General features: G+C 59.1%; 17 protein-coding genes and 3 pseudogenes. 18 read left to right on the top strand and 2 right to left on the bottom strand.

What is annotated here, in order from left to right:
- Positions 1-21: 21 nt before the first annotated feature.
- From cysS to ACVBAU_RS11790, 3 genes are all read left to right on the top strand, one after another.
- Positions 22-1,482, top strand: coding sequence for a cysteine--tRNA ligase (cysS, locus tag ACVBAU_RS11800; RefSeq protein ID WP_448326517.1), 1,461 nt, complete (start codon positions 22-24; stop codon positions 1,480-1,482).
- A gap of 127 nt (positions 1,483-1,609) precedes the next feature.
- Positions 1,610-3,226 (top strand): citramalate synthase, encoded by a 1,617-nt coding sequence (cimA, locus tag ACVBAU_RS11795; RefSeq protein ID WP_448326515.1) that lies wholly within the window; start codon positions 1,610-1,612, stop codon positions 3,224-3,226.
- A gap of 6 nt (positions 3,227-3,232) precedes the next feature.
- Positions 3,233-4,000 (top strand): squalene/phytoene synthase family protein, encoded by a 768-nt coding sequence (locus ACVBAU_RS11790; protein ID WP_448328977.1) that lies wholly within the window; start codon positions 3,233-3,235, stop codon positions 3,998-4,000.
- Positions 4,001-4,002: 2 nt separating this feature from the next.
- On the opposite strand, the gene ACVBAU_RS11785 is transcribed toward ACVBAU_RS11790, so the two are convergent.
- Entirely contained in the window at positions 4,003-5,226 is a 1,224-nt protein-coding gene (locus ACVBAU_RS11785) for an MFS transporter (RefSeq protein WP_448328975.1), read from the bottom strand.
- Between the two features lie 75 nt (positions 5,227-5,301).
- Here ACVBAU_RS11785 and ACVBAU_RS11780 point away from each other — a divergent pair, with 75 nt between their 5' ends.
- From ACVBAU_RS11780 to ACVBAU_RS11715, 14 genes and pseudogenes are all read left to right on the top strand, one after another.
- A complete protein-coding gene (locus ACVBAU_RS11780; protein WP_448326513.1) occupies positions 5,302-6,060 on the top strand; it encodes a precorrin-6A/cobalt-precorrin-6A reductase in 759 nt (252 codons plus the stop codon).
- Entirely contained in the window at positions 6,057-6,689 is a 633-nt protein-coding gene (locus ACVBAU_RS11775) for a DNA-3-methyladenine glycosylase family protein (RefSeq protein ID WP_448326511.1), read from the top strand. The genes ACVBAU_RS11780 and ACVBAU_RS11775 overlap by 4 nt, the downstream gene beginning before the upstream one ends.
- On the top strand, positions 6,686-7,351 hold the full coding sequence (locus ACVBAU_RS11770) for an alpha/beta hydrolase (protein ID WP_138923156.1): 666 nt from the start codon (positions 6,686-6,688) through the stop codon (positions 7,349-7,351). Before ACVBAU_RS11775 ends, ACVBAU_RS11770 begins: the two co-directional genes overlap by 4 nt.
- Before the next feature lie 213 nt (positions 7,352-7,564).
- Positions 7,565-8,149, top strand: a complete 585-nt coding sequence (locus tag ACVBAU_RS11765) for an HNH endonuclease (RefSeq protein WP_138923157.1) — start codon at positions 7,565-7,567, stop codon at positions 8,147-8,149.
- Positions 8,150-8,329: 180 nt separating this feature from the next.
- Entirely contained in the window at positions 8,330-9,520 is a 1,191-nt protein-coding gene (locus tag ACVBAU_RS11760) for an ROK family transcriptional regulator (protein WP_448326508.1), read from the top strand.
- A gap of 3 nt (positions 9,521-9,523) precedes the next feature.
- Positions 9,524-10,465 (top strand): annotated as a pseudogene (locus tag ACVBAU_RS11755) (carbohydrate kinase family protein).
- A gap of 192 nt (positions 10,466-10,657) precedes the next feature.
- Positions 10,658-11,689, top strand: coding sequence for a LacI family DNA-binding transcriptional regulator (locus ACVBAU_RS11750; protein ID WP_448326506.1), 1,032 nt, complete (start codon positions 10,658-10,660; stop codon positions 11,687-11,689).
- Positions 11,690-11,804: 115 nt separating this feature from the next.
- Positions 11,805-12,266: pseudogene (locus ACVBAU_RS11745) on the top strand (ABC transporter substrate-binding protein); the annotation flags it as partial.
- A 74-nt stretch (positions 12,267-12,340) separates the two neighbouring features.
- Positions 12,341-13,555: an IS256 family transposase gene (locus ACVBAU_RS11740; protein ID WP_448326504.1), complete on the top strand. Its 1,215-nt coding sequence runs from the start codon at positions 12,341-12,343 to the stop codon at positions 13,553-13,555.
- Between the two features lie 51 nt (positions 13,556-13,606).
- Positions 13,607-14,452 (top strand): annotated as a pseudogene (locus tag ACVBAU_RS11735) (extracellular solute-binding protein); the annotation flags it as partial.
- Positions 14,453-14,570: 118 nt separating this feature from the next.
- The gene (locus ACVBAU_RS11730; RefSeq protein WP_093733631.1) at positions 14,571-15,437 is read left to right on the top strand and encodes a carbohydrate ABC transporter permease; all 867 of its coding nucleotides are present in this window, start codon (positions 14,571-14,573) and stop codon (positions 15,435-15,437) included.
- 12 nt (positions 15,438-15,449) lie between these two features.
- On the top strand, positions 15,450-16,280 hold the full coding sequence (locus ACVBAU_RS11725) for a carbohydrate ABC transporter permease (protein ID WP_138923161.1): 831 nt from the start codon (positions 15,450-15,452) through the stop codon (positions 16,278-16,280).
- 15 nt (positions 16,281-16,295) lie between these two features.
- A complete protein-coding gene (locus ACVBAU_RS11720; protein WP_138923162.1) occupies positions 16,296-17,300 on the top strand; it encodes an ABC transporter ATP-binding protein in 1,005 nt (334 codons plus the stop codon).
- Between the two features lie 72 nt (positions 17,301-17,372).
- Positions 17,373-18,878 (top strand): mannitol dehydrogenase family protein, encoded by a 1,506-nt coding sequence (locus ACVBAU_RS11715; RefSeq protein WP_448326501.1) that lies wholly within the window; start codon positions 17,373-17,375, stop codon positions 18,876-18,878.
- A gap of 166 nt (positions 18,879-19,044) precedes the next feature.
- Here the strand turns inward: ACVBAU_RS11715 and xth are convergent, their stop codons facing one another.
- Complete coding sequence (gene xth, locus ACVBAU_RS11710) at positions 19,045-19,827, bottom strand: exodeoxyribonuclease III (protein WP_448326499.1); 783 nt, start codon at positions 19,825-19,827, stop codon at positions 19,045-19,047.
- 362 nt (positions 19,828-20,189) lie between these two features.
- Between xth and ACVBAU_RS11705 the strand changes: the two genes are divergently transcribed.
- Complete coding sequence (locus ACVBAU_RS11705) at positions 20,190-20,417, top strand: hypothetical protein (protein WP_138923165.1); 228 nt, start codon at positions 20,190-20,192, stop codon at positions 20,415-20,417.
- Positions 20,418-20,433 lie beyond the last annotated feature (16 nt).

Genomic DNA, 20,433 nt, shown 5'->3' with positions numbered 1-20,433 from the left:
ATCCTTGCGTAAGGACGCGCCATGACCTCAATCAAGCTGCACAACACGAAAACCCGCAAACGCGAGGATTTCATCCCAATCGATGATAAAAACGTGCGGATGTATGTCTGTGGGCCGACGGTGTACGACCGCGCCCACTTGGGCAACGCGCGCCCCGTCATCGTGTTTGACGTGCTCAACCGCCTGCTGCGCCATGTCTATGGCGAGGATCACGTGACCTACGTGCGCAACTTCACGGATGTGGATGACAAGATCAACGCGCGGGCGGCCGAAAGCGGGCGGTCAATCGGCGATATCACCGCTGAAACGACGCAGTGGTTTCTGGATGATATGGCCGCCGTTGGCGCGCTAGAGCCCGATCACATGCCACGCGCCACGGCCTATATTCTGCAGATGGTCGAGATGATCGAAGGGCTGATCGCCAAGGGCCACGCCTATGCCGCCGATGGGCATGTGCTCTTCGCCGTTGAAAGTTATAAGGAATATGGTGCGCTGTCGGGGCGGTCGATCGACGACATGATCGCCGGCGCACGCGTCGAAGTAGCCCCCTACAAACGCAACCCAATGGATTTTGTTTTGTGGAAACCGTCGGACGACGCAACGCCGGGGTGGGACAGTCCTTGGGGTCGCGGCCGTCCGGGCTGGCATATCGAATGTTCGGCTATGGCGGACGAACTGCTGTGGAAAGAACCCTTGCGTCAGGACCGTCTGTCTGAAGGTGCGAAAAGCCAGCCCCACGTTTTTGACATTCACGGCGGCGGGCTGGACCTGCAATTCCCGCACCACGAGGACGAAATCGCCCAAAGCTGCTGCGCCAATGGCACCGACGAAATGGCGCGCTACTGGCTGCACAACGAGATGTTGCAGGTCGAGGGCAAGAAGATGTCCAAGTCGCTTGGTAACTTCTTTACGGTACGGGACTTGTTGGATCAGGGCGTGCCGGGCGAAGTGATCCGTTTCGTCATGCTCAGCACCCACTATCGCAAGCCGATGGACTGGACGGTTGAGAAAAAAGTGGAGGCAGAAGCGACCCTGTTTGGCTACATTAGTACGCTCGAAGGTTACGAAGAGTTTGCGGTAAGTCTTGAGAAAGCTCGTGAGCTCGATCCAAGCCCCGAAATAATTTCAGCTCTTGCGCGTGACTTGGATACCTACGGTGCACTCGGCGTGTTGAAGACCCTCAGGGATAGAAATAACGCGAGCCAACTGGCACGAGATCTAGTGTTTCTTGGTATTTACTCATGGGGTGCACTTCAGACCAAGGTTGCCGAACGTTCGGATATAAAAAGGGATTTGAACAAGCTTGCTTCGAAACTGGAGGAAGTCCGGACCGTTGCTAAAGAGACGAAAGATTTTACAGGGCTGGATCGTCTTAAGACACAATTGGATTTGGCTGGTTTTTCGGTTCGAATGTCCGCGAATGAGGTGACGATCGAACCGCAAGTAGGTTTTGACCGCTCGAAACTTGAGGCTATCAAATGACCCATAACACAACGCAGACCAGCCTCCGGCCGAGGGTTGGGGCGAAGCCCCCGCCCGTGGGGGCGGACGGGGGCTGGTCGTGCGAAGTGCACAACCTCAAGATTGAGCAATCGAAAGGGCGCAGCCTATGACCCGCGAACGCCTTTACCTTTACGACACCACGCTGCGCGACGGGCAGCAGACGCAAGGGGTGCAGTTTTCTACCGCTGAAAAGGTCATCATCGCCACTGCGCTCGACACTTTGGGCGTTGATTATATCGAAGGCGGCTGGCCGGGCGCGAACCCGACGGATAGTGCTTTTTTCGACGCCGCACCTACCACGCGGGCACGAATGACGGCCTTTGGCATGACCAAGCGCAACGGCATGTCGGCGCAAAATGATGATGTACTTGCGGCGGTGATGAACGCGGGGACGGATACGGTCTGTCTGGTGGGCAAAACCCATGATTTCCACGTCTCGGCGGCCCTTGGCATCACGCTGGAAGAAAACACCGACAATATCGCAAAGTCGATCGCGCATCTGGTGGCCCAAGGACGCGAGGCGTTGTTTGATGCAGAGCATTTCTTTGACGGCTACCGCGCCAACCCCGATTACGCCCTGACCGCTATCAAGGCGGCTTATGACGCGGGCGCGCGCTGGATTGTGCTTTGCGACACCAATGGCGGCACCATGCCAGCCGAGGTCGGGCGCATCACGGGCGAGGTCATCGCCGCAGGCATTCCCGGCGATCGTCTGGGCATCCACACCCATAATGACACCGAAAATGCGGTCGCCTGTTCGCTGGCCGCCGTTGATGCAGGTGCGCGGCAGATACAGGGGACGTTGAACGGTCTGGGTGAACGCTGCGGCAATGCCAACCTGACCACGCTGATCCCGATCCTACTGCTGAAAGAACCCTATACCAGCCGCTTTGACACGGGAATCCCCTTGGGCGGCTTGGCCAACCTGACGCAGATCAGCCGCGCCCTGGACGAGATATTGAACCGCGTGCCGCTAAAGCAAGCGGCCTTTGTCGGGTCGTCGGCCTTTGCGCATAAAGCGGGGCTGCATGCCAGTGCAATCCTGAAGGACCCGTCCACCTACGAGCATATCGATCCCGCTGTAGTCGGCAATACGCGCATCATTCCCATGTCGAACCAGGCTGGCCAGTCCAACCTGCGCCGCCGACTTGAAAGCGCAGGGCTGACCATCACCAAGGGAGACCCCGCCTTGGGGCAGATCCTGGACGAGGTAAAAGCGCGCGAGGCCGAAGGCTATAGCTATGACACCGCGCAGGCGAGCTTTGAGCTGCTGGCGCGCAAGGCCTTGGGGCAGATGCCGGACCTGTTCGAGGTCAAACGCTACCGCGTCACCGTCGAGCGGCGCAAAAACAAATATAACCAGATGGTCAGCCTGTCAGAGGCCGTTGTCGTTGTGAAGGTCGACGGCGAAAAACGTCTGTCGGTGAGCGAAAGCATGGACACAGAGGGCTGTGATCGCGGACCCGTCAATGCGCTGAGCAAGGCGTTGGTCAAAGATCTGGGGCAGTATTCTGCGTTGCTCGAAGACATGCATCTGGTCGATTTCAAGGTGCGGATCACCCAAGGCGGCACCGAAGCGGTGACACGCGTTATCATCGACAGCGAAGACGGGCAGGGGCGACGCTGGTCCACGGTGGGCGTGTCGGCAAATATCGTTGATGCGTCATTCGAGGCGCTGCTGGACGCGATCCGCTGGAAGCTGATCCGGGACCGTAAAGGGTAAGACATGATGGAGTTTGATGCCGATCTGAACGCCTGCGCGGGAATCGTCGAGCGTGCCGATCCGCTGCGGTTTCGCGCCAGCATGGCCGCACCTGTCGCGGCGCGGCGCGTGCTGTTCCCGCTTTATGCATTTAACATCGAAGTGGCGCGGGCCCCGTGGGTGACGCAGGAAACCATGATCGCAGAGATGCGTCTGCAATGGTGGCGCGACGTCTGTGACGAGATCGCAAAGCGCGGCATCGTGCGGCGGCACGAGGTGGCGACGCCCCTGGCGTTGGCCATCGCGCCCGAGGATGCGGTGCTGCTGGATACTCTGGCTGCGGCGCGGCGGTGGGATATCTACCGCGACGCCTTTGAGGATACCGTGCATTTCGACGCCTATATTGACCAGACCACTGGCAATCTGATGTGGGTGGCTGCCCGCGGTCTGGGGCCGGCGGATGAGGCGACGGTACGAGATGCGGCCTATGGCGCGGGGGTGGCTTCATGGCTGCATGCAATCCCGCAGCTGGTCGAGCAGGGGCGCGTGCCGCTGTTGGACGGCACCGACGCAGGCGTCGTGGCGCTGGCGGAAAAGGCGCGGGCGCGGTTGCAGCGGGCACGGCGAAATCGCAACAAAATCTCCAAGGCGGCGCGTCCGGCGATGTATAGCGTGGGGGCTGCTGAAAAGGTGCTCAGCGCGGCGATGGCATCTCCCGCATGCGTTAGCGCGGGGGAATTGCCGCCGATGAATGATTTCCCGCTGTCATGGCGTGCGCTGTCGGGGCGCTGGTAGCCCTAGACCTGCTCGCTGCGCTGGCGCAGCATAAGCCAGATCAATGACCCGCCCGCTAGAACCAGAAACGGGATCATCGCGATGTTGACGGCGGCCCAGCCTTCGACAGGGTTGCCGCCGGAACAGTTCATCAGCCCGCCGCTGGACAGCGATGCGAAGGTTACGCCGCCAAACACCAGCAGATCGTTCAGCCCCTGCATCCGCCCACGTTCATGGGGCTCGTGCGCACCGGCCAACATGGATGTCGCGCCGATAAAACCAAAGTTCCAACCGATGCCAAGCAGGATCAGAGCGATGTAGAAGTTGTTCAGGTCAACCCCCTGCAGGGCGACCATACCGGCCCCCGCGAGGATCACGATTCCGATCCCAAGAATTTTCTCGACCCCGAATTTCGCGATCAGGTGACCGGTGAAAAATGACGGCGCATACATGGCAAGCACGTGGCCGGTCACCACGTGGGATGCATCGACGATGTCATAGCCGCAGCCCACAACCGCCAGCGGGGTCGATGTCATCACGAGGTTCATCAGCGCGTAGGACACCATCCCGCAGATCACTGCGACGGCGATGCGCGGGGTTTTCAAAAGCTCCATCCGGCTGCGGCCCTTGGGGGCATCCACGGCAGGCACGGGTGGTTTGGGGATGTTGAGAAAGGCGAAAAGCACCATGCCCACAGCGTTCAGCGCAATCGCGGCCAGATAGACCGGATAAAAGCGCATGACGGTCGCGTCACCGTTCGCGCCGGTCAGAAAGCCCACCAGCTGCGGCCCGATGATGGCCGAGATCAACCCGCCCGCCATAACATAAGAAATCGCTTTGGGCCGGAACGCGTCAGAGGCGGTGTCCGTGGCGGCGAAGCGGAAAAAGCCTTGGGAGCTCATGTAGATGCCGATCAGATAACTGCCCAGCAGGAAGATCATGAAGCTTTGCACCGTCAGCGCATAGGCGCAAAGTGCGGCCCCCGTCATACCGCCAACCGCGCCCGTAACGAACCCCGCACGGCGGCCAAAGCGCTGCATCACAGTTGACAGCCAAGGTGCCGTGGTCATCGACCCGAACACGATCATCGAGATCGGCAGCGTGGCAAGGCAGACATTGGGCGACAACTGCTGCCCCGCCAGTCCGCCAACCACAAAATACATCGGCATCTGGCTGCCAAGAAAGGCCTGCGCGGTCACCAGCACGGCAACGTTGCGCTTGGCGCGGGTGTCATCAATCACTGTCATGGTGAATGCGTAGACCGGGCTTTGGGGGGCTGCAAGGGCCTTGCGTCCGGCGGCGGGCTCGTCGATGGTCGCGCCATGAACCAGAGCCCGAATATCCTGCTGATCGCAGGCAGCGCTGAGGCGCATGAGATTGCTGCTGCCATGGCGGCGGCGGGCGTGTCTGCACGGGCGGTATTGCGACGGGCGGAGCGGAGCTTTGGCCCGCTGCCCGTACCTTCTGAAATCTGGTCACCGCGCGATGTGGATGAGGTTGAGGCCTATCTTCGCGTGCATAAATTTACCGCCGTTCTGGACGCGGGGCACGGGTTTGACGCTGATATATCCCAGATCGCTTTCGGCGCAGCGGCACAGCTGAACCTGCCCTATGTGCGAATAGTGCGGCCCATGTGGGATATCACCGCGCTAGCGGAGCGGGCTGCGTCAGTGGCCGAGGCCGCGCTGATGATCCGATCCGAGGCGCGCGTCTTTGCCGCGACCGGGCGGGGGACGTTAGACCAGTATCACCCTTTCTCAGGTGCGCGGCTGTATCTGCGTCAAACCAACGCACAGGCGCGATCCGCGCTGCCACCCTTTGCCGAAGCCGTCTTTGGTCAGCCGCCGTTTACGCGGGCAGCCGAAGCAGAATTGTTTCGCCGATTGCAGATCGACACGCTGGTCTTGCGCAATGTCGGAGGCGCGCCAAGCCGCCCTAAGCTGGATGCGGCGCTAGACCTTGGGCTGCGGGTGATCGCCATTGATCGCCCCTCACCTCCCGCAGGCGCTCAGGCGCTGCATGGGGCAGAGGCGGGGATGACGTGGATCGAAACATTGCCACGCAAAGGGGCGGGCATATGAGCATTGGTCCGATCATCACCTGCGACGCCGATGTCGCCGAAGGTGCCGCGTGGCTGGCAGCACAGGTGCCGCAATTCGCGATCGCGCTGGACGCCACTGGCGCGCTTCCGTTACGGCTGCGCAGTGACGGGTTTGACGCGCTGATCGGGGCGATCATCAGTCAGCAAGTCTCGGTCGCGTCGGCAAACGCCATGCGGGCCAAGATGGATGCGGCGGGGCTGACCCATGAGGCGGCGATTATTGCCGCGGGCGAAGACGGTCTGCGCAATGCGGGCCTGAGCCGGCAGAAAATTCGCTATGCTCTGGCGCTGGCAGAAGCGGGGATCGACTATCCCGCGTTGCACAATGTGCCGGACGCCCTGGTGATTGAAACGCTGACGGCGGTGCCCGGTGTCGGGCTGTGGACGGCGCAGATCTATGCGATGTTTTCGCTGGGCCGCGCCGATATCCTGCCCCAAGGCGATCTGGCCTTGCATGAGGCGGCGAAAATCCTGTTTGATCTGCCAGAGCGACCAAAGCCGAAACAGCTTGCATCAATGGCGCAGGATTGGTCGCCATGGCGATCGGTTGCAGCCCGCATCTTGTTTTCGTACTACCGCGTGGCAAAACAACGGGAAGGGATTTCATGACACGAGTACTAAACGCAGAGCGCCGCGAACCGGTCTCGGGGGAAACGCGGTCTGCCGTCGTGTTCCTGCACGGCTATGGCGCGAATGGTGCCGATCTGCTGGGGCTTGCCGACCCGTTGGCTGAACATCTGCCCGATACACTGTTCGTGGCCCCCGATGCGCCCGAAGCCTGCGCTGGCGCGCCCATGGGATTCCAGTGGTTCCCGATCCCGTGGATCGACAATTCGTCGGAAGAGGAAGCAGAGCGCGGCATGATGCAGGCAGTCGATGACCTGAATGCCTTTCTCGACGCGCTGATGGTGGACGAAGACCTGCTGCCCGAACAGGTTGTGCTGTTTGGCTTTTCCCAAGGCACAATGATGGCGCTTCATGTCGCACCGCGGCGCGAGGATGCAGTGGCTGGCGTAGTGGCATTCTCGGGTCGCTTGCTGTCACCAGAAAGCCTGAAAGACGAAATCGTCGTGCGCCCTCCGGTGCTGCTGGTGCATGGTGATGCGGATGATGTCGTCCCACCGCAGTCCTTGCCCCAAGCCGCAGAGACGCTGCAAGAAGCCGGATGGACGGATGTCTTTGCCCATATCATGAAGGGTACAGGCCACGGGATCGCCCCCGATGGGCTGAGCGTGGCGCTTGCCTTTATGCGCGACAAACTGGGTCTTTGACCTGATCCCTGCGGCGGCCTCGGCTGTGCGCAGGGGGACCCCTGCGACGCAAGCCCCTTGCCGTCACATGCCTGTTACGTAATCGCCCTAATCCTTCTGCGACATCTTGTAGCCGTTTGCGACTTGTCAGACGCAAACCACGAGATATAGTCGAAAGCATCAGCGGGGCTGTCTCGCTGGACCGGACGCGGAACGGCAAGGGGCTATCGAACAATGGACGGCGACTTTAGGACTGAATTTACGCGAAGCCCGGCAGGGCTTAAAAACAAACCGGCCCTTGTGCTGAATGCGGACTATAGACCTTTGTCTTATTACCCGCTGTCGCTTTGGCCTTGGCAAGAAGCCGTCAAAGCCAAATGGCTGGACCGGGTGGATATCGTCGCCGAGTATGACGATTATGTTCACAGCCCGTCGATGCAAATTCGCATCCCGTCGGTGGTTGTTCTCAAAGATTATGTCAAACCTCAAAAGCGCGTGGCCTTCACGCGCTTTAATTTATTTCTGAGGGATGAATTTTGCTGCCAGTACTGCGGCGCGCGCGGGGACCTGACGTTTGATCACGTGGTGCCACGCGCGGCAGGCGGGATCACCAGCTGGCAAAATGTCGTCGCGGCCTGTAGCCCCTGTAATCTGAAAAAAGGGTCCAAAGCGCTGCACCTGACCGGGTTCCAGCTGCGCAAGCCACCGCGCCAGCCTCAGGCCGAAGATCTGCGTAACATGGGCCGAAAATTCCCGCCTAATCACCTGCACGAAAGCTGGATGGATTTTCTGTATTGGGACGCTGAGCTCCAAGCCTGAGGCGTAGAAACCTCTGTTTCCAGGATCCTCGAGATTTGAACGCGCCTGTAGGGTGCGCGGATGGAACTCTTTGCCAAATGTTCTATTTAATAAATAAGAGTGATTTAATTATTGACTTGCTGTCGCTTGTTTGGGAATTACTGCGGGTAAAGCTACGCAGATGTCAAAGGGGAGGTCGGTTTGCAGGACAATCCATCGCACGCCGACCGACCGACGCGCGGGTCAAACCAAAGCGGGATGCGGGCCTATAACGAAAGGCTTGTTCTGTCTCTGTTGCGCCGTAACGGGCCAACACCCAAGGCCGAAGTCGCCCGCGCGACGGGGCTCTCTGCGCAAACTGTCTCGGTCATCATGCGCGCGCTCGAAGCCGACGGCATGCTGAAAAAGGGTGTGCGGGTAAAAGGCAGGGTAGGGCAGCCATCTGTTCCAATCGGGCTAGACCCCAACGGTGCATTCTTCCTTGGACTGAAGGTCGGTCGGCGTAGCGTAGAGCTGATCCTCACCGATTTCGCGGGGAAGGTGCTGCGCCACAGCAGCGAGGTTTATGGCCATCCGACCCCGAGCGCGGTTATGGGATTCACTGAGCGGGCGTTAGAAAAAATGCGCGCCACTCTATCCGCCACACAGCGCAGGCGGACGGCGGGATTGGGCGTCGCGCTGCCGTTCAACATGTGGGCATGGGACGTCGCAAACCAAAGCCTCGGTGCGTGGCGGGACTTCGATATCGTGGCGGCGTTGGCAAAGTTTGTTGAGGGCCCAATCTACCTATGCAATGACGCTTCGGCGGCCTGCGGGGCGGAGCTGGTGTTCGGTGCTCACGATAAACCGCGCGAGTTCCTTTACTTTTATATCGGTTATTTTGTCGGCGGTGGACTGGTGCTCGACAACAAGCTTTATACCGGCAAAAGCGGTGACGCAGGGGCGCTTGGCTCCATGCCGGTCGCGGGCTCGGGTACATCCGGACAGCAGCTCGTTGATGTCGCGTCTCTTTCCACGCTGGAGGCGATGCTGCATGATGCTGGCGAGAGCCACAGCCATGGCTGGAACGATCCGGCGGCGTGGCGGTTCCCACGAGACATTCGGGATAGTTGGCTGGATGCGGCCGCCAAGGCATTGGCTCAGGCGATCCGTGCCGCGACCTGTCTGATCGATTTCGACACCGTGATGATCGATGGCTCGCTGCCCGAAGAGACCCGTGCCGACCTGGTTGTGCGGACCCGGCGCGCGCTCGACGTCCAGCCGTTGCCCGGTGTGAATACTCCCGAAGTGCGTGAAGGTACCATCGGTGCCGACGCGCGTGCGCTTGGTGCGGCGAGCCTACCGCTCTCGGACCGTTTCCTCGTCGACCGCGACGCATTTTTGAAAGGTTAAAAGATGATCCTTTGCTGCGGAGAAGCTCTGATCGATATGATCCCGACACCAACCAATGCTGGTCCTGACGGTTTCGTGCCGCATGCGGGAGGGGCGGTTTTTAATACATCCATCGCTTTGGGGCGGCTCGGGGCGCAGGTGGGGATGCTCTCGGGTCTATCTTCCGACAGGTTCGGGCAGCAATTGGTCAATGGCCTCAAGGAGAGCCATGTAGATGTGTCGCATCTTATTGTCTCCGACCGACCGACGACACTTGCGTTTGTACGGCTGATCGGCGGCCACGCGACCTATGATTTCTATGACGAGAACTCGGCCGGGCGCATGATCACGGCAGACGAACTGCCCGCGCTTTCGGATGAGGTTTCGGCGCTGTATTTCGGCGGCATCAGCCTGGCGTGCGAGCCGGGCGCAGATACCTACGCCGCGCTGCTGGCGCGCAATGCCGACGGGCGTGCGGTGATGATCGACCCCAATATCCGCCCGGGTTTCATCAAGGATATAGCGCGTTACCGCGCGCGGCTCGATCATATGCTGGCGCTGGCGGACATTGTGAAAGTCTCGGACGAGGATCTTAACTGGATCAACCCCGCGCCGCTCGCGCTCTGAGATAAGGTGGCAGATCTTCTGAATAAGGGACCGTCGGTCGTCATCCTTACACGCGGAAGCGAGGGGGCCACAGGCTATTTGGCGAATGGCGCAGAAGTGCAAGTGCCCGCTTTGAAAACGGAAGTTGTCGATACGGTCGGGGCTGGGGATACGTTCAACGCAGGTGTTCTGGCAAAAATGTCAGAGCTCGGGCAGTTGCACAAAGACGCCCTGAGCCGCCTCACGCCTGAGGTGCTAGCAAAAACATTGGCCTATGGCGCGCAGGTCGCCGCGGTGACTGTTTCGCGTGCCGGTGCCAATCCGCCGTGGATCGAAGAGATGAGACAGGGTCCGCAATGACCTCTCGCGCCCGCTCAGGTATCAGGCGTCGCGATTAAACAGTTTAGCCGCGCATCGCCGTAGGGGCGGTGTCGGCAATCCCACTGTCGCGGCGTTTCTGCGCCAAGGCTCAGCGCTCTTGCGGTCCGGGCGAACCTTTCCCTATATTGACCAGAGTTTACGCGCGCAGCGTTTTGTTAAGCGAGGGTCAAGATGGGTGAGAAAAGAATCCGTAACATGGAGGAATTTGCCGCCGTCAGTGGGATCTCTCGGCCCACGCTATCAAAGTATTTCAACGACCCTGACAGTGTAAGGCGCACCACCCGCGAACGGATCGAAGCGGCGCTAAGCCAGTATGACTACCGGCCCAATGTCTATGCGGTAAACCAAAATCGCCGCAAGACGCGCAACATCGGCATCGTCGTGCCCAACCTCGCTGACCCTTTCTTTTCCGAGATCGGGCGCGAGGTAGAACTTGCCTGTATGGCAGCAGGCTATAGCCCCATATTGCTCAGCTCGCACGGCAACCCCGCACAGGAGCGGGTTAATCTGGAATCCCTGAGGGCACTTAAACCGGCGGGCGTTTTGCTGGCACCGTTTGGCAAAGCCTCTGACAGGGCCGATATTGAACGCTTTAGCAAAGACGTCCCCGTTGTGACCTTTGATGCAAATATCGAAGGGGTCTGCGAGGCGTTCGTCGGAACCGACAATTTTCAATGTGTCGATCTGATGGTTGAATACCTGTGTCGCAGCGGCGAGCCACCGTGTTTTTTCGAAATGAAGACCCCAAGCAACCCCAACGCCAACAAACGTCGTCAGGCCTATCTGGAGGCAATGGCGCGTCACGGGTTTGCGCCACATATCCATCAGGTGCCTGGCGAGGGGTGGAAGTTTGAAGAGATTGGCGCCACCGAAGGCGGGAAACTGATGGCAGCGGGGGCGTTCGAGACGGATACGGTGCTATGCTCGAACGACCGACTGGCCATCGGGATGCTGTCGGCAGCCTATGAACTGGGGATGCAGGTCGGTCATGGCAAGGGCTGTGTCATGCGGATCGCAGGGCAGGATGACCACCCGTTTTCGCGTTACACATGCCCGCCGCTGACCACCATCGCACAGGATTATGGCGCCATCGCGAATCGTGCAGCCAGCACCTTGTTCGGTATCATCGAAAGCGAAACCCGGCTGACCGAACGCGAAGAGACGTTGTTTGAAGGAACGCTGGTCATGCGGGCGTCGGCGTAAGTCGTTGTGTTTTCAGGTTGCCTGAAAAATAATTAACGCGCGTAAAATTTAAGTTGACTGCGCGTTGCATCACTGGCTACTCTCGCTTCATCATCTATAGAGGGAGGAACTATTGATGCTCTGCAAGAATTCACTGTATGCTGCTACGGCCTTGTCCCTGATCATGGGCGGGGGTGCGTTTGCTGAAACGATCACCATCGCCACCGTGAACAACGGCGACATGATCCGTATGCAAGGCTACACCGACAAATTCACCGAAGAGACCGGCCACGAAGTGGAATGGGTCACCTTGGAAGAGAACGTGCTGCGCCAGCGCGTCACCACCGACATCTCGACCAAGGGCGGCTCTTTCGACATCATGACCATCGGCATGTATGAAACGCCGATCTGGGGTGCGAACGGCTGGCTTGTACCGCTGGATGACCTCAGCGAAGACTATGACGCAGACGATATCCTTCCTGCTATGGCAGGTGGCCTGAGCCACGAGGGCACGCTTTACGCCGCACCTTTCTATGGCGAAAGCTCCATGATCATGTACCGCACGGATCTGATGGAAAAAGCCGGCATGGAAATGCCGAAAGACGAGAGTGTCCGATCTTCTGTGTATGAGTAATTTGGCCCATGCTTCATTAACGAAGGAGCATGACGACAATGACGATATCCAAGGAAGTTTTAGACGAGCTGCTGAGCGGCGTTGAGAACGCGGACGATTTACTGGGCGATCAGGGCTTGATGAAAGAGCTGAAGGTGCGCCTGATGGAACGGATGCTTGGCGCTGAACTGACCGAGCATTTAGGCTATGAGCCTGACACCCAGCCCACAAACCAACAGAGCAACCGCCGCAATGGCACGTCGCGCAAGACGTTGAAGGGCAATGATGGGGCGCTGCCGATTGATGTCCCGCGCGACCGTGAGGGGAGTTTTGAACCGGAACTGATCAAGAAGGGTCAAACCCGGATCGACGGTATGGATGACAAAATCATCGGCTTATATGCAGCGGGGTTATCGACCCGCGACATCCGCGCCCATCTCGAAGAGGTCTACGGGCTGAAGGTGTCTGCCGATCTTGTCAGCCGCGTCACAGATGCCGTTCTGGAGGAAGTATCAGACTGGCAGAACCGGGCTCTGGAGCCGATGTATCCCATTGTTTTCCTTGATGCTCTTCGGGTCAAAATCCGCGATGCGGAAAGCCGTCAGGTCAAGAATAAAGCCGTTTACGTAGCCCTGGGCGTCAACGCCGAGGGCGAACGCGAGGTTCTCGGCCTGTGGATTGCCAACAACGAAGGGGCCAAGTTCTGGCTCTCGGTAATGAACAACCTGCGCAATCGCGGCGTCGAAGACATCCTGATCGCCGTTGTGGACGGCCTCAAGGGCTTTCCAGATGCCATCAATGCCGCATTCCCTGAGACCACAGTCCAAACCTGCATTGTCCATCTCGTGCGCCATTCCCTGAACTTCTGCGGATGGAAAGATCGCAAGAACGTCGCAAAAGACCTCAAGCGGATTTATCAGGCCACGGATGACACCGAGGCGGAGAAAGCCCTTGCTGATTTTGAGGCCGAATGGGGCCAAAAGTACCCGTCAATCGCTCCAAGCTGGCGACGCGCGTGGCAAGAAGTCATCCCGTTCTTCGCCTTCCCACCAGCAGTGCGCAAAATCATCTACACGACAAATGCGATTGAAAGCTTGAACCGCGTCATCCGAAAAACCACCAAAACGCGCGGTAGCTTTCCCACTGATGATGCTGCGACAAAGCTGATCTATCTGGCCATCCGCAGTTTTGAAAAGACAGGCAGGGCCGTCAGAGAATGGGTTGCTGCCCGCAATCAGTTCGCTATCCTATACCCAGAACGGTTCAACAAATGAGCCGCCAAACTCGCATGGGCTAAGCCTCATACACAGAGTTTAGGATACTCCCCGAAAGACCCCACCTGGGAATTCATCCGCGAAGCCGCGGCTGCCATGACCGACCGCGAAAACGACATCAACGGCATCTGCCTGCGGGGCAAAGCCGGTTGGGGCGAGGGCGGCGCGTTTATCACAGCGATGTCGAATTCCTTTGGCGCGCGCTGGTTCGACGAGGATTGGAACGCCCAGTTCGACACCGACGCATGGGCCAACACGATCAACTTCTACAAAGACCTGATGGATGAGAGCGGCCCTGCGGGATATGCGTCCAACGGCTTTAACGAAAACCTTTCGATGTTCCAGCAGGGCAAATGCGGCATGTGGATCGACGCCACAGTTGCGGCATCCTTTGTGACCAACGGTGACGATTCCACCGTGGCCGACAAGGTTGGCTTTGCGCTGGCACCCGATACGGGCCTTGGCAAACGTTCCAACTGGCTTTGGGCATGGGCGCTGGCGATCCCGGCGGGTACTCAGAAAGAAGATGCGGCAAAAGAGTTCATCGAATGGGCCACGTCCAAAGACTACATCAATCTGGTTGCCGAGAACGAAGGCTGGGCAAACGTTCCTCCCGGCGCACGCAAGTCGCTTTATGAGAACCCAGAGTACCAGAAAGTGCCCTTTGCTCAGATGACGCTCGACTCGATCCTGTCGGCTGATCCGCAGAACTCCACGGTTGATCCGACGCCTTACGTCGGTGTTCAGTTCGCCGCGATCCCTGAGTTTGCGGGCATCGCGACAGACGTGAGCCAAGAGTTCTCTGCCGCCTATGCCGGTCAACAGACCGTCGAAGAGGCGCTCGAGAAGGCGCAGGCGCTGACCAACGACGCAATGGAAGCCGCCGGCTACCGCTAAGCCGCCGCTTCACCGGTATTAAGGGCGGCGGACCCCGCCGCCCTTTTCCACCCCACCACCTAATATGATACCCTTCACCTAAACGCGGCATCCGCCGCCAGCAGAGGAGATGTGCCAGATGGCGACCCAACATTCCCGATCAGCGGCACGTCTGATGATGGCCCCTGCGGTGGTCTTGCTCCTTGGATGGATGCTTATTCCGCTGACCATGACGCTTTACTTTTCGTTCAAGAAATACCTGCCCATGCGCGGCGGTGATCTGGGCTGGGTAGGGTTCGACAACTATGTGCGCTTCATCACATCCAGCGCCTTCTGGCCCTCTGTGGTGACCACGCTCATTATTGTCTGCAGTGTTTTGGCGATTACTGTGGGCCTGGGTATCTTGCTCGCCATCCTTCTGAACCAGCCGATGTGGGGGCAGGGCTTTGTCCGCATCCTTGTGATCGCACCCTTTTTCGTCATGCCGACCGTCTCGGCGCTGGTGTGGAAAAACATGTTCATGGACCCGAACTACGGGCTCTTTGCCTACCTTTGGGAATTCTTCGGTGCGACACCGGTCCAATGGATGAGCCAAGCCTCGCTGACCTCGATTGTCATCATCGTGTCTTGGCAATGGCTGCCTTTTGCGACGCTGATCCTGCTGACGGCAATTCAGTCGCTCGACCGCGAGCAGTTGGACGCCGCCGAGATGGACGGCGCACCCGCGACCAAGCGTTTCGCTTATATTACACTCCCGCATCTGGGCCGCGCGACCACCGTGGTGATACTAATCCAGACGATCTTTTTACTGTCGATCTTTGCGGAAATCTTTGTGACCACGGGCGGTGCCTTTGGGACCAAAACGCTGACCTATCTCATCTACCAGCGGGTGCTGGAAAGCCAAAACATCGGCCTCGGATCTGCGGGCGGTGTCTATGCAATCATTCTTGCCAATATCGTTGCCATCTTCCTGATGCGCATCGTCGGCAAGAACCTGGACGCCTGAGGAGGAGATATCATGGCACGCGCAATCACCCAGAAACGCAAGATCATCAACACCGCCCTCGCTTGGGGTATCGGTTTCCTGATCTTCTTTCCCATCCTTTGGACCATCCTCACCAGCTTCAAGACCGAGGCGCAGGCGATTGCCGATCCACCGATTTTTCTCGGCTTTGATTGGACGCTGGCCAACTACCAAGCGGTTCTGGAGCGGTCCAACTACGGGCGCTTCTTGTGGAACTCTATCATCATCGCGGGCGGGTCTACCGTCCTTGGTATCCTGATCGCTGTACCTGCCGCATGGTCGATGGCCTTTGTGCCTAGCAAGCGCACCAAAGACATTCTGCTGTGGATGCTGTCGACCAAGATGCTGCCAGCGGTAGGTGTGCTTTACCCGATCTATCTGCTTTGCATCCAGTTCGGCGTGCTCGACAGCAAGATCGCACTGGTCATCATTTTGATGCTCATCAACCTGCCGATTATCGTCTGGATGCTTTACACTTACTTCCGCGAAATCCCCGGCGAGATCCTAGAAGCCGCACGGATGGATGGGGCGAGCTTGCGCGAAGAGGTGCTTTATGTGCTCACGCCGATGGCGATCCCCGGCATTGCCTCCACCTTGCTGTTGAACTTTATCCTCGCGTGGAACGAAGCCTTCTGGACGCTCAACCTCACCGCGGCCAAGGCCGCTCCGCTCACCGCCTTCATCGCGAGCTACTCCAGCCCCGAAGGCCTTTTCTATGCCAAGCTCAGCGCGGCCTCCACGATGGCAATTGCGCCAATCCTCATCCTCGGCTGGTTCAGCCAAAAGCAGCTTGTCAGCGGCCTGACATTCGGCGCGGTCAAGTAAGTAAGGGACAGTCACATGGGACAAATTAGACTTAATCAGGTTTCCAAAAGCTTCGGCGACGTGCGGGTCATTCCGCCTCTGGATCTGACCATCGAAGACGGCGAATTTACCGTCTTCGTCGGCCCCTCGGGCTGCGGGAAGTCGACGCTGCTGCGGCTCATTGCAGGGCTAGAGGATATCACATCCGGCCATATCGATATCGACGGCATGGATGCGACCCATGTGCCGCCCGCCAAGCGCGGACTGGCGATGGTGTTCCAATCCTACGCGCTTTATCCGCATATGTCGGTGCGCAAGAACATCGCCTTTCCGATGAAGATGGCCGGTCTGCCTGCGGATGAGCAGAAGCGCCGGATCGAAGCCGCTGCCAATGCGCTTAATCTGACCGACTATCTGGACCGTCGGCCGGGCCAGCTTTCGGGCGGGCAGCGCCAGCGTGTCGCCATTGGGCGTGCCATCGTGCGCGAACCTTCGGCCTTCCTATTTGACGAGCCGCTGTCGAACCTCGACGCCGCGCTGCGGGTGGGGATGCGTCTGGAAATCAGCGAGCTGCACAAGCGGCTGGCAACGACGATGATCTACGTCACCCACGATCAGGTCGAAGCGATGACAATGGCCGACAAGATCGTCGTGCTGCGCGCAGGCTATATCGAACAGGTCGGCAGCCCGCTTGAGCTTTACTATAAGCCGCGCAATGAATTCGTCGCGGGCTTCATCGGATCGCCTAAAATGAACCTCATCAAAGGTGCCGAAGCCGAAGCGCGCGGCGCGCCCACCATCGGCATCCGGCCCGAACATCTTGACGTATCCACCACCGCAGGTGCTTGGGAAGGCACCATCGGCGTGGCCGAGCATTTGGGCTCTGACACCTTCTTGCACGTCCACGGGGCCGCGGGCTCTGAGCCGATGACTGTGCGCGTCGACGGCGAGTTGCCAGTCAAACACGGGGACCGGATTTTCCTGACACCACAGGCTGACAAGCTGCACCGTTTCGATGCGCAGGGCCTAAGGGTCGAGTGATGCAATCAGCAGGAATGACAGGTTGGACCCCGCGCCGTGTTTCTGGCGCGCGATCCGACAAGGATGTGGATCATGGATAAGTTGGTAGACCTCTCAAATGCGACGCTCGGCGATCTTGATATCGTCCGGCCCACCTATGATCGCAGCGCGCTGACGCCTGGCATTGTCCATATCGGCGTCGGCAACTTCCACCGTGCCCATCAGGCGTGGTATCTACACAGGTTGATGCAGATCGGTCAGGCGCATGATTGGGCGATCCTTGGTGCGGGCGTGCGTCCCTATGATGCGGCCATGCGTGAAAAGCTTCTGGCGCAGGATTGCCTGACAACGCTGATTGAACTCGACCCTGCGCAAACCTCGGCAGAGGTTGTAGGATCGATGATCGATTACCTCCCGATCGAGGACGGCAACGGCGCGCTTATCCAGGCTATGGCCGATCCGGCCATTCGTATTGTCGGGCTGACGGTGACCGAAAGCGGCTATTACATTGATCCGGTCAGCAAGGGTTTTGACGCGTCCCATGCTGATATTGTTCATGACGCGGCCCACCCTGAAACCCCGCGCACGGCCTTTGGTGCCATTGTCGCGGCATTGCTTCTGCGGCGCGATGCGGGGCAGGGGCCTTTCACGGGGCTGAGTTGCGACAACCTGCAAGGCAACGGCGATATCCTACGACAAACCGTCGTGTCCCTTGCGCGGATGTCGGACCCGTCGCTGGCTGATTGGATTGACGCGAACGGCAGCTTCCCCAACTCCATGGTCGATTGCATTGCCCCGGTGACCGGTCCAGCCGAGATCGCGCAGGCGCGCGAATTTGGCGTGATCGACGCCGCCCCTGTGACCCACGAAGCCTTTCGCCAATGGGTGATCGAAGACGAGTTCTGCGCAGGACGGCCAGACTGGAACAAGGTGGGCGCAACCTTTTCGGACGACGTCCATGCTTATGAGAAAATGAAGATTCGCATTCTCAACGCGGGCCATCAGGTTTTGGCGAATGTTGGTGAAGTACTGGGGATCGAGGCAATCTCGGACTGTATGACGCATCCGGCGATCCGCGCGATGTTCCACCGTGTGCAGGCCGACGAGATCACACAGACGGTTGCCCCTGTGCCCGGCATGACGCCGCTGACATATCTGGAGTTGATTGAGCAGCGCTTCTCTAACCCGCGCATAGTCGACACCACCCGCCGCGTCGCTTTTGACGGCTCGGCGCGGCACGCAGGTTTCGTTCTGCCGATCCTGCGCGATCAATTGGCCGCAGGTCGGTCGGTTGCCGGTCTGGCCTTGGTCGAAGCGTTCTGGGCCCGGATGTGCGCAGGCACGCGGGAAGACGGCAGCGAGATCGTGCCAAACGATCCGATCTGGGACGAATTGCGCACTGTTGCCGAAGCTGCGCGCACGCGCCCTGCCGCGTGGCTGGAACAAGAGCGCCACTACGGTGATCTGGCGCTGGCCGAGGACTTTAAGACTGCGTTTTCCCATTGGCTTACGTTGATCTGGGCAGAGGGAGCCGTCGCCGCGATGAACACCTATGTGCTGGCCGACAACCAGCGTGGGCGGGTTAACAAGGCAGGTTGAGGCAGCCTATGGCCGTGCCCTGTTCGGCGTGCAAGATGCCCCCCGCTGCCTGTTCTGTTCTATCAGAGACAAAATAGAGTGGCAGGGGGCAACGGCCCGAGGATTTCTGTCCGGGCTTGATTAGAGACGGCTAAAATGGATTTGGCTCGGTACAGTTGGATTGGCCTCAGAGATCGAGGTCGACCCAGACCGGCACGTGATCTGACGGTTTTTCACGCCCGCGCACGTCCTTGTCGATCTGGCAATCGCGCAGACTGTCGGCGATGGCGGGGCTCAGCAGGAAGTGATCGATGCGGATGCCGTTGTTGCGGTTCCACGCGCCCGCTTGATAATCCCAAAAGCTGTAGTGCCCCGGCCCTTGGGTGCGCGCACGAAATGCCTCTGTCAGGCCAAGCGCCAGCAGGCGTCGCCATGCGGCACGGGATTCCGGGCGAAACAACGCATCTTCGCGCCATGCGTCCGGCGTAGCCGCATCTTCGGCCTGCGGAATAATGTTGAAATCGCCGGTCAGCAAAAACGGGGTTTCTTCGGCCAGCAGCGCACGGGCACGGTCTTCTAAGCGCTGCATCCAGGCCAGTTTATAATCGTATTTCGGGCCCGGCGCAGGGTTGCCATTGGGCAGATACAGCCCGCACAGCCGGACAGACGAATGATCGCCCACAACGGTCGCCTCGATATAGCGGGCCTGTTGGTCGCTGTCGTCACCGGGCAGGCCACGGGTCACATCCTCAAGCGGCAGCTTTGACAGGATTGCGACGCCGTTAAACGATTTCTGGCCGTGGGTTTCGACGTTATAACCGCGGTCCTCAAAAATTTCGCGCGGGAAACCCTCGTCGACGGATTTTATTTCTTGCAGAATTGCGACATCAGGCTGCGCTTCGTCCAGCCATTGGGGCAGGGCATCGATCCGCGCTTTGATCCCGTTGATGTTGAACGTGGCGATTTTCATGACAGCCCCCCCTATATTGGTTCGCGCAGCTATCGCGCATACCGCGATATGGGGCAAGGGGGCTGCGCCGGCTTGGCCGGTTTTCGCACGCGATTCGGGCGTTGTGCAGGCGTTTATCTAATTGGGGCATCGGCCCGACAGGGGTGTGCAGGATAGGTCTGTAAAGTTGTCTCTAATGTGGAGAACACGACGTCGTCTTGCAGTTTCAATGGGATCAACTACGTGGCGCATGTGGATGAATTGCATCATTAAAATTCGATCTTTTTGACGGCTAGGTTCACGCTGCGCTGTGGTGATTGATGAAGGACGTGCAGCCTCAGGTTTAGCTGCCGATTTCAAAAACCACCTAAAAGGAAGAAAATATGACCGCAATTGCCTACGCCGAGAACACCCTTCCCTCCGTTCGTGCCGCTGATGCGACGCTGCAGCTGGGTTCGGGCACCGGCCTTTATACCACCGGCCTAATCCGTACCGGACGCGACCCGCATTGCGGTCACGGGACCGGATTGTTCACCACCGGATTGCAGTCAGAGCCACAGGCAGGCCCCATGGCGACCGCGGGGATTAGCGGTCTGTTTACGGCTGGCTGATATTCCCGTGTCACCC

The sequence above is a fragment of the Sulfitobacter sp. M13 genome (assembly GCF_053474885.1).
Note: the sequence above shows the minus strand (reverse complement) of the source record. Positions and strands in the feature narration are given on the sequence as shown.